This window comes from Filimonas zeae (genome assembly GCF_014641615.1).
Lineage (GTDB): Bacteria > Bacteroidota > Bacteroidia > Chitinophagales > Chitinophagaceae > Filimonas > Filimonas zeae.
Genome location: NZ_BMIB01000002.1, coordinates 1,459,821 through 1,473,282 on the forward strand (window position 1 = coordinate 1,459,821; position 13,462 = coordinate 1,473,282).

Here is a 13,462-nt window from a genome sequence, read left to right on the forward strand (position 1 = left end):
ACCCCAAAAATTACATGGCAAGAATCATTGGTGTAGCAAATCAGAAAGGCGGAGTAGGTAAAACCACATCGGCTATTAACCTGGCAGCCAGTTTTGCAGTACTCGAATACAAAACATTACTGGTTGATGCGGATCCGCAGGCCAACAGCACCACCGGTGTGGGCTTTGATCTGCATAACGTTACCAGCAGTTTATACGACTGCATGGTAAACAATACCACCGCTGAAGAGGTAATACTCAAAAGCGAGATACCGAATCTTGACCTGATTCCTTCACACATTGACCTGGTAGGTGCGGAAATTGAGATGATCAATTACCCCAACCGCGAAAATGTAATGAAGGGGATTCTGGAGCCTGTTAAAGATAAATACGACTTTATTATTATCGACTGCTCTCCTTCTCTGGGCTTGATTACTGTTAACGCCCTGGTAGCTGCCGACAGTGTAATAGTACCGGTACAGTGTGAGTTCTTCGCCCTGGAAGGTTTAGGTAAATTATTAAATACCATTAAAATTGTACAGAGCCGTCTGAACCCGGCCCTGCAGATTGAAGGTATTCTGATGACGATGTACGATGGCCGTTTGCGCCTGTGTAATCAGGTAGTAAGCGAAGTACGCCGTCACTTTGATGAAATTGTATTCTCTACCATCATTCACCGCAACACCCGTTTGAGTGAAGCGCCAAGCGTAGGTAAGCCGGTTATTTTATACGACGCAGAAAGCAAGGGTACGGTTAACTACCTTAACCTTGCCAAGGAAGTATTGCAGAAGAACGATCTTACGAAAATTAAGAACGAAGAGCGTATTATAGAGTAGCCTGATTTGCCTGTTGTCTTTTTAGTTTGTTTGACTTTAAAATTTTGATCTGATAATGACGCCGCCAAAGAACAATAATAATAAGGAATTGCTGGGCAAGGGTATCCGCTCGCTGTTGCAGAACATTGACTCTGACCTGAAAACCAGTGCCGGAGCTTTAAAAAGCAATGTAGTAGAGCAGGCGGTGGGCATTACACGTATTTCGCTGGACGAAATACAGGTTAACCCTAAAAACCCACGTAAAGATTTTGATGAGCAGGCACTGAACGAACTCGCCAACTCTATCAGAATTCACGATATTATTCAGCCCCTTACCGTAAGCAAACTGGCTAACGGCAAGTACCAGCTGATTGCCGGTGAGCGCCGTTTCCGCGCCTCTAAAATAGCCGAACTGAAAGATGTTCCGGCTTATATCCGCCAGGCTAACGACCAGGAATTACTGGAACTGGCTTTACTGGAAAACTTACAGCGTGAAGACCTGAACGCCATTGAAATAGGCCTCAGCTACAAGCGTATGATGGAAGAGCTTTCTTACACCCAGGAGCAGGTAGCTGACCGTATGGGTAAAGAAAGAAGTACCGTTACCAACTACATCCGTTTGCTGAAATTACCACCAGATATTCAGCTGGCTGTAAGAAACGGCAATATGAGCATGGGCCACGCCCGTGCGCTGGTAAACATAGATACTATTGACAAGCAGCTGTATGTTTATGCCCAGATTAAAGAAAAAGGCTTAAACGTACGCCAGACAGAAGAACTGGTTCGCCAGTTGTATAAAACCGGCGACAAAGCTGCTGATGTTAAAGTTGCTGCAAAAGCAGACCTGCCACCAGCCTATAAGCGTATAGAAGATAACTTAGCTTCACATTACGCCACTAAAGTAAAACTGGCACACAACAAAAAAGGATACGGCGCCATAACCATTGAATATTATTCACTGCAGGAGCTGAACAAGATTCTTGAACAAATGAATGTGCAGGCCAGCTAACAAAAAAATGTTACCCAGAATTGTTTTCATATTGCTGTTGTGTTGCAGCACCGGAATAGCGCTTAAGGCACAGGATGCCAAAAAGACGTTAATGGGCAAAAGCCTCTTTGACACAACAGCAGTTAAACCCGACTCAGCCCGCGTACCTGCTGTTATTACCAACCGCACTACGGTTGCACCCGATACCAGCCAGGCGCTGATGAAAAAGAAAGCGCACTCTCCGGGTAAAGCTACTGCACGTTCTGCAATGATACCTGGTTGGGGCCAGGCTTACAACGGCGAATACTGGAAAATACCTATTGTATGGGGCGCTCTGTCTATCCCTGCCCTTATGTTCGAGTTTAACAACCGGTACTATCAAAAAACCAAGTTCGCCTACGAGCAGGTTTTTCAATACAACATTACCAGAGACGAAGCATTATTAAGAGCTATATCTGCTGATGTTAAAAGAAGCGATGGCCAACCCTATGGCCTTTCTGAGTATCAGAGCTCCCGTAACTTCTACCGGCAGAACAGAGACTACTCTGTACTATGGTTTGTGATACTATGGGGTGTAAACGTGGTAGACGCTACTGTGTTTGGCCACCTGAAGCACTTTGATGTAAGCGACGATTTAAGCTTACAGATAAAACCAACCTTTAACTCAACAGGTACCAATTCAGCCAGCGTAGGGCTGGCAGTCAGCTTTAAAAAACCGGAGCATAAACTAAAACCACTGCCCCAGGTAAAATAAATCACTTAAATACCAGGTAATGAGAATTGCTTTAATAGGATATGGTAAAATGGGAAAAGCCATTGAAGAGATTGCAGTAGCCAAAGGCCATGAAATTGTATTAAAAATTACCAGTAGCAATACAGAAGAGTTTACTACAGAAGCCCTGCAAAAGGCTGATGTGGCTATTGAATTTACCAATCCGCACAGCGCTGTAGACAATATTAAAAAGTGCCTGGATGCCGGCATTCCTGTAGCCTGCGGCTCAACCGGTTGGCTGGAGCGTTGGGAAGAAGTAATTGATTACAATGTAGTCAAAAACGGCTGCTTTCTGTTTGCCAGTAACTTCAGCATTGGTGTAAATCTGTTCTTTGAACTAAACAGTTATCTGGCGGGTTTAATGGCCCCTCACACAGACTATGAAGTAACCACTGAAGAAATACACCATACCCAGAAAAAAGATGCCCCCAGTGGCACCGCCATCAGCCTGGCAGAGCAGATTTTACAGCAGATTACCCGTAAAAAGCAATGGGTAAACCATATCAGCGACAATCCCACCGAACTGGAAATCATCAGCGAACGCATCGATCCTGTTCCCGGTACTCACAAGATTAAATACCAGTCAGACATCGACGATATCGAAATCATTCACACCGCCCACAACCGTAAAGGTTTTGCGGGTGGCGCCGTACTGGCCGCCGAATTTCTGCATGGCAGAAAGGGCGTATACAATATGAAACAGGTACTCGGTCTGTAATTATACAGTAAGTTATTCAGGAAGCTGTGCTGTATTCCGGCGCAGCTTTTTTTATTACTGTATACCTCCCACTTTAGCGCATTAAAGTTTGCAGATAAAAGTAAACAGTCTGTTAGAGCCAGGTTAAACGTATACCCGGAGGCGCCCTGAATAAAAGAGGGCATATCACTTTCTGATACGCCCTCTCCCAATAATTTCTGAATGGGTAACGGTCTACAGACCAAATGAAAAACCTGCTTTGAAAGCAAACCATCCCGCCCAGTTTACACCTGGTTGATTTAAACGGATAGTGTTGTAGTCTATACCCAGGTTTAAGCCGGCCAGTTTTACACCTGCACCTGCGCCCAGGGTAAATTTAGAACCGTCGTCACCTGTGTTAGATACAGCCGCAACGCCTGCATCTGCCTTTACAAACAACATACGGGCAAACAGATATTGACGTAACCCAAACTTAATAGGGGTAGCTTTCAGGTTTTTAACTCCGCTTGCTTTGCTGTTAAAAGAGTTATACCCTACACTACCGGTAAGAAAGGTGCTGCCCAGTAAACCTATGCCCGCCCCGGCTTCACCACCGAAACCATAGTTATAACCCGCACTTTTAAAATCTCCTGCCGGTGTATTATACATACCATTGGCAAAAACAAAAACCAGTCTCTGTGCTTTACCGGTGTTGCAAAAAAACAATGTTCCGGTCAACAGGAACATTATAACTAGGCGCATGTTCATAAAAATGTATTTTAGCGGTTCAAACCTACCAAAAAAGCTGGTTTTTAATTACTGAAATACTATTTATTTATGCTTTCGAAAAAAACCCAATATGCTTTCAAGGCACTGATGTACCTGGCGCAGAAACAAAATGAGGGGCCTGTTTTGATAGCGGAGATCGCCAAAAAGAAGAAGATACCACTTAAATTCCTTGAAAACATCCTGCTGGAACTTAAAAAAGGTGGGGTGCTCGAAAGCAAAAAGGGTAAAGGCGGCGGCTATTTTTTCGCTATTTCGCCCGATACAGTTTATCTGGCTAAGATTATGCGGTTAATGGAAGGGCCTATTGCGCTACTGCCCTGTGTAAGCCTTAACTTTTACCAGCGATGTAAAAACTGCGACGAAAAGTTCTGTGGTTTGAATAAAGTGATGGGTGATGTGCGGGATGCTTCCCTTTCCATTCTGGAAACAAGAACAGTGGCAGATATTGCTGCGGCGAACTGTTAATACCAAATGATACGGGGCTGATCTGAAAAGAATCAGCCCTTTTACCGGCCTACCTTCCAATCAACCCCGTACGCTTGTATAATTCTGTGCTTATTTACCTGCTGTAAGGTTCTTAAGCATGTCTTCCGTCATGCCATTCAGATCAAACTCTGGCTTCCAGCCCCAATCGTTACGCGCTACAGAATCATCAATACTCTGTGGCCAGCTGTCGGCAATAGCCTGTCTGCTGTCTGGCTTGTAGCTTATGGTAAATTCAGGAATATGTTTTTGGATGGAAGCAGCAATCTCTTTTGGAGAAAAGCTCATACCCGACAGATTGTAAGAAGTACGTACTTTAATTTTCTCCTTCGGCGCTTCCATCAGCTCAATAGTGGCGCGTATAGCATCGGGCATATACATCATAGGCAGGTAAGTATCCTCACTCAGGAAGCTCTCGTAAGATTTCTCTTCCAGCGCATCGTGATAAATTTCCACCGCATAGTCAGTAGTGCCACCACCTGGCGCAGACTTATAGCTGATTAAACCTGGGTAACGCAGGCTTCTTACATCCACACCGTATCTGTTGAAATAGTAGTTACACCAGAACTCGCCGGCATACTTACTGATACCATATACCGTAGTAGGCTCAATAATGGTTTGCTGAGGACAGTTTTGTTTGGGTGATGTAGGACCGAATACGGCTATGCTGCTGGGCCAGTATACCTTATGCAGGTTTTCTTCCCGTGCAATGTCTAACACGTTCAGCAGTCCCTGCATATTCAGATGCCACGCCAGATTGGGGTTCTTTTCTCCGGTAGCGGAAAGGATAGCCGCCAGCAGGTAAATCTGGGTGATGTTCTGACGCAGTATCAGTACGTGCAGCATTTCTTTGTTCATGATATCCAGGCTTACATAAGGGCCGGAGCCTTTCAACAGATCATTTTCTTCACGAAGGTCTGCCGCAATAACGTTTGCGCCACCATAAATTTTGCGAAGGGCCAGTGTTAATTCTACTCCTATCTGGCCGCTGGCGCCAATTACCAGTACTTTTTCCTTTATAGCCGACATAAATGGGGTTATTTAATTGCCCGCAAAGAAAGTAAAAGTTAACGTATGTTCGGTTTTTTCGTAAAATTCAGATAAGTAATACATTTGTTGTATGATACCGCAATATTTACAAGACCTGTTTCAACAACAATCTTATAACCCCGATAATTTTTTTCTGATAGCCGGCCCCTGTGTAGTAGAAAGCGAATCGCTGCTGGACGAAGTAGCAGGTAAAGTTTCTGAGATATGTAAACGCCTGGAAATTCCCTACGTGTTTAAAGCCAGCTACCGTAAGGCCAACCGTACCAGCGCCAGCTCTTTTACCGGCATTGGTGATGATAATGCGCTGAAGCTGTTACAGCAAACCGGACAGAAGTACAAACTGCCCACTACTTCTGATATTCATGCGCACGACGAAGCAGCACCTGCCGCGGAGTTTGTTGACATTCTGCAGATACCCGCCTTTCTCTGCCGCCAGACTGATTTGCTGGTAGCTGCCGCAGAAACCGGCAAAGTAGTGAATGTGAAGAAAGGACAATTTCTGAATGGCCCTTCGATGCAGTTTGCAGTAGACAAAATAAGAAAAGCAGGTAACAACAAAGTGCTGCTTACCGAAAGAGGCACCACCTTTGGCTACCAGGACCTGGTGGTAGACTACCGTAACATTCCCTGGATGCAGGAACATGGTACACCGGTAGTAATGGACTGTACCCACAGCCTGCAGCAGCCTAACCAAACCAGTGGTGTAACCGGCGGTAATCCGCAGCTGATAGGTACCATTGCCAAAGCAGCTATTGCTACAGGTGCAGACGGTTTGTTTATTGAAACACACCCCAACCCGGCAGTAGCCAAAAGTGATGGCGCTAATATGCTGCGCCTGGATTTACTGGAGGGTTTGCTGGAGCAACTGGTAAAACTGCGCAAGGCGGTGATATAACAGCATCTTCTAACTTATACAACATACCTGCTTATACAAGCAAAACAGGTACTGATAGCTTGTGTGCCAAGCCGCGCCTGTTAATAAAAATGGCCTCTGAAAGCCTTAAACTTTCAGAGGCCATTCACTTAGTACTACAACCTCTTGTCCACCCCACCTTCTCAGTTGGCTAATTTATCTGTTTGCGGGCAGCCTCTTCCATATCACTCATTCCGTCCATAGGCAACACTTCATCCCGGTGAGAAAGTTCACTGGGCAGAATGCCGAATTCCTTTTTAAAACTCACCGCAAAATGGCTCAGATTGGTATATCCCACCATAATGCCTACTTCCTTAATAGAATAGTTATTTTCAGACAACAGGCTGTGTGCTTTCTTCATCCGGTTTTTCTGATAGTATTCGTAAATAGGCAACCCGTATAACTGCTTAAAATCTTTTTTCAGCTTGGTGGGGCTCATAGCCGCTGCTTTAGACAATACTTCTATCGTTGGTGGAGCCTGCGAATAATCTTTTACCAGCCTGCTTTCCACACGCATAAGCCGGCTTATTTCATCCGCATTTAATTTAAAGGTAAGCTGCTGCTCCTGCTCGCTCTGGTGCATAAAACGTATAATAAAGCGTTCCAGTAACAACAAACAACGGGTATTAGTATACTGTGTAATCAGCGGATGATGCGCATCTGCCTTAACCAGATCAAACATCAGTTCCCTGAAGTCAGCATCAATAGGGGTAGTATTTCCTTTTTTCAGCACCTTAGAAAAATAAGTACTCAGAAACAAATCCACAACCTGCTCGTCCATGTATTGCAGTAATAGCTTACGCTCAAATAGCATCAGCACAAAACGCACATTAACTCCTCCACGCAATACATAACGGGCCTCCAGTTGCGCATTTACAAGCGCAATAGTGCTGCCATCAAAATAAATGGAAGTATCGTCTTTGGCAGATGTACCCTGAAAAGACTTATAATCCGGCACCTCTACAAAATGCAGGGCGTAAAAAGTAGCATTGGCGCTAAACCGCTCCAGCACAATATCTTCAGCAGGCGTTAAATCACCTGTAAGCACAGACATATTATGAGGCATCAGCGCGGCCTTCATAAACCCCTTTCCAAATTTATCAGGAAAATACAGCGTATTGTCAGTAAGCGCCAATTGCATCTTACCCGCAATCACATGTAGCAGGTCAACGTAATTATCCGAATTGTACTGTAAGGTCAACACAGAAAATAATTAATGGTTGGAAAGCAATCTAAACATGTGCCGCTTTATTCAGCAGCCACATCTGTTGGCAGTTGATCAAAAACTTTATAAAAAGCTTTAGAAAAACTGGCCACGTTCTCATACCCCAGCTCCTCGCTGATTTGTTTAATAGTATACTTTCTGGAAATAAGCCTTGCCTTTGCTGTTTGCATCCGGTACCGCTGAAAGTACTGAAATACAGAAAGGCCGTACATCTCCTTAAAGCAAACTTTCAGCTTCGACTCACTCATACCTACCCTGCGGGCCAGTACGCTGATAGAAGGACTGGCAGTTACATCTCTTATCAGTTCCTGCTCTGCTTCTTTTAACCGCTGAATATCTCCGTTAGGCAATTTAATATTCACCGGCTTGGATTCCATGCGGTGAATAAAGTGCGTAAAAAAACGTTCAACCAGCAGCATTACCCGGTTTTGCAGATACAACAGGCGAAAACGCTCGTCACATTCCGGATACAGCACCTGATTCAACAACTCTTTGTACTCCTTATCCATTGGCTCGTAACTGAATACATACGACTGCAGATAAATGTGGCTTTTCAGCTTATCCCCTGCCGGCTCTGTTTTCAGAAACTCATTCAGCCAGTCTTCCCCAATCTTCACCTTCAGGCTCTTTATTTTAGAGCCCCTGGTTTCGTAAATAATATGCGATCCAAAATTGCTGCTGGTTAAACAGGCAGCAGAACGTGGTTGCGCCAGCGGATTCTCGTCATCTTCTTTCAACTCGTCAAACCGTAAAACAAAAAAAGGCATTTCATTGCGCGTGCGCTGAAATACCATGTTCTGGTTTACTTTATAATCGCCCAGCAAACACTGCAGGCCATTGGGAATTTCCAGCAGCTGCATACGCCCTTCACCATAATCTACGGGCAACTCCAATATGTTATTCTGGTACCTGGTTTTGAAAATGCGTGAATAATACCTCAACAGGTCATCGTAGTCGATGTGGTCATACTCAATCTTAAGTACATTGTCGGTATTCACGCTATTGTTTTACAGGTATTTGAGCGGGTTGCGACGGGCAGACAAAATATAGTTCTTTATGTTCAGCCAGAAGGCCATTACCATGTATACAACCAAGGGGGAACCCATCGTCAGAAAGGATATATAAATGAACCACATTCTGATGCGGGAGGTAGCAATACCTAGTTTTTCGCCTATCGCTGAACATACACCAAATGCCTGCCATTCGATGAAATGTCTCAACTTATTCATAACTGCAATATAAAAAAATCCGCTCATATAGTGTAAAAAAACTATAGAAGGAACACTTCCTCCCTTTATCGTAAATTTGGAACACTTTTTTTATAGATTATAGATTATCACAAAAGCATTAGTCATGGCATTTGATATTGAAATGATTAAAAGCGTGTACGCTGCCTTGCCAGGCAAGGTAGAAGCCGCACGTAAGGCACTAGGAAGGCCTTTAACTTTAGCAGAGAAAATTTTATTCGCCCACCTGCACTCCGATCAGAAACTGGAAAATTTTGAGCGTGCTAAAAGTTATGTTGATTTTGCACCGGACCGTGTAGCCATGCAGGACGCTACCGCTCAGATGGCCCTTTTGCAGTTTATGCAGGCTGGTCGCCCTAAAGTAGCCGTTCCCTCCACTGTACATTGCGATCACCTCATTACCGCTAAAACCGAAGCAAAGGTTGACCTTGCGGTAGCTAACGCGGAAAGCAAAGAAGTGTACGATTTTCTGTCTTCTGTTTCTAATAAATACGGCATCGGCTTCTGGAAGCCGGGTGCGGGTATTATTCACCAGGTGGTACTGGAAAACTACGCTTTTCCCGGCGGTATGATGATTGGTACTGACTCGCATACGGTAAACGCCGGTGGCCTGGGCATGATTGCTATTGGCGTAGGTGGTGCTGATGCCTGCGATGTGATGGCGGGTTTACCCTGGGAACTGAAATGGCCTAAACTGATTGGTGTAAAACTAACCGGTAAACTGAACGGCTGGACGGCTCCTAAAGACGTTATTTTAAAAGTGGCAGGTATTTTAACCGTAAAAGGTGGTACCGGTGCTATTGTAGAATATTTTGGCGAAGGTGCTACCAGTATGAGCTGTACGGGTAAAGGCACTATCTGTAACATGGGGGCTGAAATTGGTGCCACCACCTCCACCTTTGGTTATGATGATAGCATGAGCCGTTACCTGCAATCTACCGGCCGTGCAGATGTGGCAGCAGCAGCTGACGCAGTAAGAGAACATCTGAATGCCGATGCAGAAGTATACGCCGATCCTAAGAAATATTTCGATGAAGTAATTGAAATAAACCTGAGCGAACTGGAACCCCACCTGAACGGGCCTTTCACGCCCGATCTGGCTACGCCTATTTCTAAAATGAAAGAAGCAGCACTGGCTAACGGCTGGCCTACCAAAATAGAAGTAGGTTTAATTGGTAGCTGTACCAACTCTTCTTATGAAGATATTTCCCGCGCGGTAAGTCTGGCTAAACAGGTACCTGAAAAGGGCCTGAAAACAAAAGCAGAATTCACCATCACACCCGGCTCTGAGCAGGTTAGGTACACCATTGAAAGAGATGGTTTCCTCAGTGTGTTTGATCAGATTGGTGCCACGGTATTTGCCAATGCATGCGGCCCCTGTATTGGCATGTGGGACAGAGTTGGTGCAGACAAGCAGGAAAAAAACACCATTGTACACTCCTTTAACCGCAACTTTGCAAAGCGTGCTGATGGTAACCCCAACACCTTTGCATTTGTAGCCAGCCCCGAACTGGTTACTGCACTGGCAATTGCCGGCGACCTTACCTTTAACCCGCTCACCGATACCCTTACCAACGAAAAGGGCGAGCAGGTGAAATTAGATCCCCCCAGTGGAGATGAGTTACCTACCAAAGGTTTTGCGGTAGATGACCCGGGTTACCAGGCACCTGCGGAAGACGGTAGCAATGTTCAGGTAGAAGTATCTCCCACTTCTAAACGTTTACAACTGTTAGATCCTTTTGCGCCATGGGAAGGCGTTGACCTGAAAGGCTTAAACCTGCTGATTAAAGCAAAAGGCAAGTGTACTACGGATCATATTTCTATGGCTGGCCCATGGTTAAAGTTCCGTGGCCACCTGGACAATATTTCTAACAACATGCTGATTGGTGCCGTTAACTACTACAACGATAAAACTGATAGCGTATTAAACGATCTTACCGGTGAATACGGTCCTGTACCCGCTACACAACGTGCTTACAAAGCAGCAGGCATTGGCTCCATTGTAGTTGGTGATGAAAACTATGGCGAAGGCAGTTCCCGCGAGCACGCAGCGATGGAACCACGCCACCTTGGTGTTCGCGTAGTACTGGTAAAATCATTTGCCCGTATTCACGAAACCAACCTGAAAAAGCAGGGTATGCTGGCGCTTACCTTTGCTGATAAGGCCGACTACGATAAAATTAAAGAAGGCGATAAAGTAGATGTGATTGGGCTTACCTCATTCGCGCCTGGTAAACCATTAACACTGGTGTTAAACCATAAAGATGGTTCTTCTGATACCATTCTGGCCAACCATACTTACAACCAACAGCAAATTGATTGGTTTAAAGCAGGTGGTGCCTTAAACATTATCAGAAAGCAGGTAGCAGGTTAATTACCGCTATGCTTTAACGATAAATAGCCGGGATCTGTACAGGCAGATTCCGGCTTTATTTTACCCGGAATTTAATACCCTTGTAAATCTATGCAGGCACAAAGCATACAACAAAACTCCGTATACAATAGTGTTCAGGTAACCCGTATACAATGGGAAACACCCGAAGCTGTCACCTTTGAGCTACAACCTTTACATGGCTGGCAGCCAACGTATCAATCCGGCCAGTTTATTACCCTGGTATTTACGCATAATGGTGCAGAAGATCGACGTTCTTATTCCATTTCCTCCTCTCCTGAACTGGATGAGCCAATGCGCATTACCCTTAAGAGGGTTACCAACGGCATGTATTCACGACATTTGCTGGACCATACCAGAGAAGGCGATATATTTACCACCAGCGGTATCAGCGGCTATTTCCGGCTTCCGGAACATGCTGCCACATCTGCGGAGCAATTATTCTTTCTGGCAGCAGGCAGTGGCATAACACCCGTTTATTCACTTGTTAAAACGGCCCTGCACACCACTACCTTTCCCATAACACTGGTATATAGCAACCGAAGCGAGGCAGACATTATCTTTCACCGACAATTGCAACAGTTGCAGCAACAATATCCGCAGCGCCTTCATATAGAGTATCTGTTAAGCAATATTCCCTCTGTATACAAAAGCAGGCTCAGTAACTGGCTGCTACAGCAACTACTGGTAAAGTTATTACAGGTACCGCTCAGCAGGTGTTTGTTTTACATCTGCGGCCCGTTTGAATATATGCGTATGATCAGTATTACCCTGTTAACAGAAGGCGTTCCCGCGGCCCATATTAAAAAAGAAGATTTCAGCCCCTTTAAACCGGTACGCAAACCTCAGCCGCCCGATATTACCCCGCACCAGGTACAGCTACACATTGCCAACCAGGTACATCAACTTACCGTACAGTACCCCAACAGCATTCTTGCAGCCGCCAAAGCGCAGGGCATACCCCTACCCTACAGTTGCGAAGCCGGCAGATGTGGCAGTTGTACCGCCACCTGCACCAAAGGCGATATATGGATGGCGTATAACGAGGTATTGATGGATGACGAAATTGCCAGAGGCCGCGTGCTTACCTGCCAGGGATATCCTATACATGGCGATGCTGAAATACAATTCTGATGAATATATTTGAGTATGATAAGCTATAACCCCAAAGACTGGCTTGGATTATTCCGCTTTCACAAAGCGGATACCGCACGCAAGTTGTTTCCGCTAATGCTTTGCATAGCACTATACACCTTACTCATCAGCTACCTGGAAAGAACCTACCTGCACCTGGAAGAAAAAGGTATTGTAGAAAACATACCGCTGATGCATAACCTGCTGGGGTTTGCCATATCCATGCTGCTGGTGTTCCGCACTAACACCGCTTACGACCGCTGGTGGGAAGGGCGTAAAAACTGGGGCTCGCTGGTAAACAACAGCCGCAACCTGGCTATTAAAATGCACACCATGCTGCCACCGGAGGATGCGCATTCCCGCTCGTTTTTTGCACGGCTTATTCCGCAGTTTGCCTCTGAGTTACAGGCACACCTGCAGAAAGAAACCACCCGCCTTCAGCTGGATGTGCAGCCACACCCGGAAATACCCGATTTTGATACCACCAAACATGTACCTGCCCAGGTAATGTCGCTGATGATGGCAAAAGTGAATCAGCTGTATAAAAACGGAACGCTTACGGGCGATCAGTTGATTGTTATCAATCTGGAATTGCAGTCTTTTATGGATATCTGCGGTGCCTGTGAAAGAATAAAAAATACGCCCATCCCCTTCTCTTACAGCTCTTTTATTAAAAAATTCATTTTCTTCTACGTCATCACCCTGCCTTTTGGCTTTGCTTTTAAACTCGGTTATCTGAATATAGCAGTGGTAGTTTTTGTGTTTTATGTAATGGCCAGTCTGGAACTGATTGCCGAGGAAATTGAAGACCCGTTTGGAGACGACCCCAACGATCTGCCGCTGAAAAAAATGGCAGAAAATATCCGGAAGAATGTAACAGACATATTTTCAACACATTAATAGCATTTTTCGACCCATTAATGTTTTTTTAAACAGCTTTTTAAATTAAACGTTTGTTTAAAATCAAACAAACGTTTAACTTTGTTGCACCAAATTCAA

General features: G+C 45.0%; 14 protein-coding genes. 9 read left to right on the forward strand and 5 right to left on the reverse strand.

Annotated elements, in window-relative coordinates; all coding sequences use genetic code 11:
- The first annotated feature begins 14 nt into the window (after positions 1-14).
- The 4 genes from IEY13_RS12665 to dapB all read left to right on the forward strand — a co-directional run bounded on the left by IEY13_RS12665 (position 15) and on the right by dapB (position 3,272).
- Positions 15-815 carry a ParA family protein gene (locus IEY13_RS12665; RefSeq protein ID WP_188952495.1) on the forward strand — a complete coding sequence of 267 codons (801 nt, stop codon included), beginning with the start codon at positions 15-17 and terminating at the stop codon, positions 813-815.
- Between the two features lie 55 nt (positions 816-870).
- Positions 871-1,803: a ParB/RepB/Spo0J family partition protein gene (locus IEY13_RS12670; RefSeq protein WP_188952497.1), complete on the forward strand. Its 933-nt coding sequence runs from the start codon at positions 871-873 to the stop codon at positions 1,801-1,803.
- A 91-nt stretch (positions 1,804-1,894) separates the two neighbouring features.
- Positions 1,895-2,536, forward strand: coding sequence for a DUF5683 domain-containing protein (locus IEY13_RS12675; protein ID WP_188952499.1), 642 nt, complete (start codon positions 1,895-1,897; stop codon positions 2,534-2,536).
- Positions 2,537-2,555: 19 nt separating this feature from the next.
- A complete protein-coding gene (dapB, locus tag IEY13_RS12680) occupies positions 2,556-3,272 on the forward strand; it encodes a 4-hydroxy-tetrahydrodipicolinate reductase (protein WP_188952501.1) in 717 nt (238 codons plus the stop codon).
- 213 nt (positions 3,273-3,485) lie between these two features.
- Here dapB and IEY13_RS12685 read toward each other — a convergent pair whose 3' ends face one another.
- Complete coding sequence (locus tag IEY13_RS12685) at positions 3,486-3,998, reverse strand: hypothetical protein (protein WP_188952503.1); 513 nt, start codon at positions 3,996-3,998, stop codon at positions 3,486-3,488.
- Positions 3,999-4,067: 69 nt separating this feature from the next.
- Between IEY13_RS12685 and IEY13_RS12690 the strand changes: the two genes are divergently transcribed.
- Positions 4,068-4,484 (forward strand): RrF2 family transcriptional regulator, encoded by a 417-nt coding sequence (locus tag IEY13_RS12690; RefSeq protein ID WP_146834616.1) that lies wholly within the window; start codon positions 4,068-4,070, stop codon positions 4,482-4,484.
- A 90-nt stretch (positions 4,485-4,574) separates the two neighbouring features.
- Here IEY13_RS12690 and IEY13_RS12695 read toward each other — a convergent pair whose 3' ends face one another.
- Positions 4,575-5,531, reverse strand: a complete 957-nt coding sequence (locus tag IEY13_RS12695) for an NAD-dependent epimerase/dehydratase family protein (protein ID WP_188952512.1) — start codon at positions 5,529-5,531, stop codon at positions 4,575-4,577.
- Positions 5,532-5,622: 91 nt separating this feature from the next.
- Here IEY13_RS12695 and kdsA point away from each other — a divergent pair, with 91 nt between their 5' ends.
- Positions 5,623-6,447 carry a 3-deoxy-8-phosphooctulonate synthase gene (gene kdsA, locus IEY13_RS12700; protein ID WP_188952514.1) on the forward strand — a complete coding sequence of 275 codons (825 nt, stop codon included), beginning with the start codon at positions 5,623-5,625 and terminating at the stop codon, positions 6,445-6,447.
- A gap of 169 nt (positions 6,448-6,616) precedes the next feature.
- On the opposite strand, the gene IEY13_RS12705 is transcribed toward kdsA, so the two are convergent.
- The 3 genes from IEY13_RS12705 to IEY13_RS12715 are packed head-to-tail and all read right to left on the reverse strand — an operon-like array spanning position 6,617 to position 8,919.
- Positions 6,617-7,669: a helix-turn-helix transcriptional regulator gene (locus IEY13_RS12705; RefSeq protein ID WP_188952515.1), complete on the reverse strand. Its 1,053-nt coding sequence runs from the start codon at positions 7,667-7,669 to the stop codon at positions 6,617-6,619.
- 44 nt (positions 7,670-7,713) lie between these two features.
- Entirely contained in the window at positions 7,714-8,688 is a 975-nt protein-coding gene (locus IEY13_RS12710; RefSeq protein ID WP_188952517.1) for a helix-turn-helix domain-containing protein, read from the reverse strand.
- Between the two features lie 9 nt (positions 8,689-8,697).
- Entirely contained in the window at positions 8,698-8,919 is a 222-nt protein-coding gene (locus IEY13_RS12715) for a PspC domain-containing protein (RefSeq protein WP_188952519.1), read from the reverse strand.
- Between the two features lie 124 nt (positions 8,920-9,043).
- Here IEY13_RS12715 and IEY13_RS12720 point away from each other — a divergent pair, with 124 nt between their 5' ends.
- The 3 genes from IEY13_RS12720 to IEY13_RS12730 all read left to right on the forward strand — a co-directional run bounded on the left by IEY13_RS12720 (position 9,044) and on the right by IEY13_RS12730 (position 13,363).
- Positions 9,044-11,311 carry an aconitate hydratase gene (locus IEY13_RS12720; RefSeq protein ID WP_188952521.1) on the forward strand — a complete coding sequence of 756 codons (2,268 nt, stop codon included), beginning with the start codon at positions 9,044-9,046 and terminating at the stop codon, positions 11,309-11,311.
- 90 nt (positions 11,312-11,401) lie between these two features.
- Positions 11,402-12,463 (forward strand): flavin reductase family protein, encoded by a 1,062-nt coding sequence (locus IEY13_RS12725; protein ID WP_188952523.1) that lies wholly within the window; start codon positions 11,402-11,404, stop codon positions 12,461-12,463.
- A 15-nt stretch (positions 12,464-12,478) separates the two neighbouring features.
- The gene (locus IEY13_RS12730) at positions 12,479-13,363 is read left to right on the forward strand and encodes a bestrophin family protein (protein WP_188952525.1); all 885 of its coding nucleotides are present in this window, start codon (positions 12,479-12,481) and stop codon (positions 13,361-13,363) included.
- Positions 13,364-13,462 lie beyond the last annotated feature (99 nt).

What these genes read in the sequence shown, in the direction of transcription:
- IEY13_RS12665 (WP_188952495.1), top strand. Translation starts at nt 15, where the DNA reads ATGGCAAGAATCATTGGTGTAGCAAATCAGAAAGGCGGAGTAGGTAAA.
- IEY13_RS12670 (WP_188952497.1), top strand. Translation starts at nt 871, where the DNA reads ATGACGCCGCCAAAGAACAATAATAATAAGGAATTGCTGGGCAAGGGT.
- IEY13_RS12675 (WP_188952499.1), top strand. Translation starts at nt 1,895, where the DNA reads ATGGGCAAAAGCCTCTTTGACACAACAGCAGTTAAACCCGACTCAGCC.
- dapB (WP_188952501.1), top strand. Translation starts at nt 2,556, where the DNA reads ATGAGAATTGCTTTAATAGGATATGGTAAAATGGGAAAAGCCATTGAA.
- IEY13_RS12685 (WP_188952503.1), bottom strand. Translation starts at nt 3,998, where the DNA reads ATGAACATGCGCCTAGTTATAATGTTCCTGTTGACCGGAACATTGTTT.
- IEY13_RS12690 (WP_146834616.1), top strand. Translation starts at nt 4,068, where the DNA reads ATGCTTTCGAAAAAAACCCAATATGCTTTCAAGGCACTGATGTACCTG.
- IEY13_RS12695 (WP_188952512.1), bottom strand. Translation starts at nt 5,531, where the DNA reads ATGTCGGCTATAAAGGAAAAAGTACTGGTAATTGGCGCCAGCGGCCAG.
- kdsA (WP_188952514.1), top strand. Translation starts at nt 5,623, where the DNA reads ATGATACCGCAATATTTACAAGACCTGTTTCAACAACAATCTTATAAC.
- IEY13_RS12715 (WP_188952519.1), bottom strand. Translation starts at nt 8,919, where the DNA reads ATGAATAAGTTGAGACATTTCATCGAATGGCAGGCATTTGGTGTATGT.
- IEY13_RS12720 (WP_188952521.1), top strand. Translation starts at nt 9,044, where the DNA reads ATGGCATTTGATATTGAAATGATTAAAAGCGTGTACGCTGCCTTGCCA.
- IEY13_RS12725 (WP_188952523.1), top strand. Translation starts at nt 11,402, where the DNA reads ATGCAGGCACAAAGCATACAACAAAACTCCGTATACAATAGTGTTCAG.
- IEY13_RS12730 (WP_188952525.1), top strand. Translation starts at nt 12,479, where the DNA reads ATGATAAGCTATAACCCCAAAGACTGGCTTGGATTATTCCGCTTTCAC.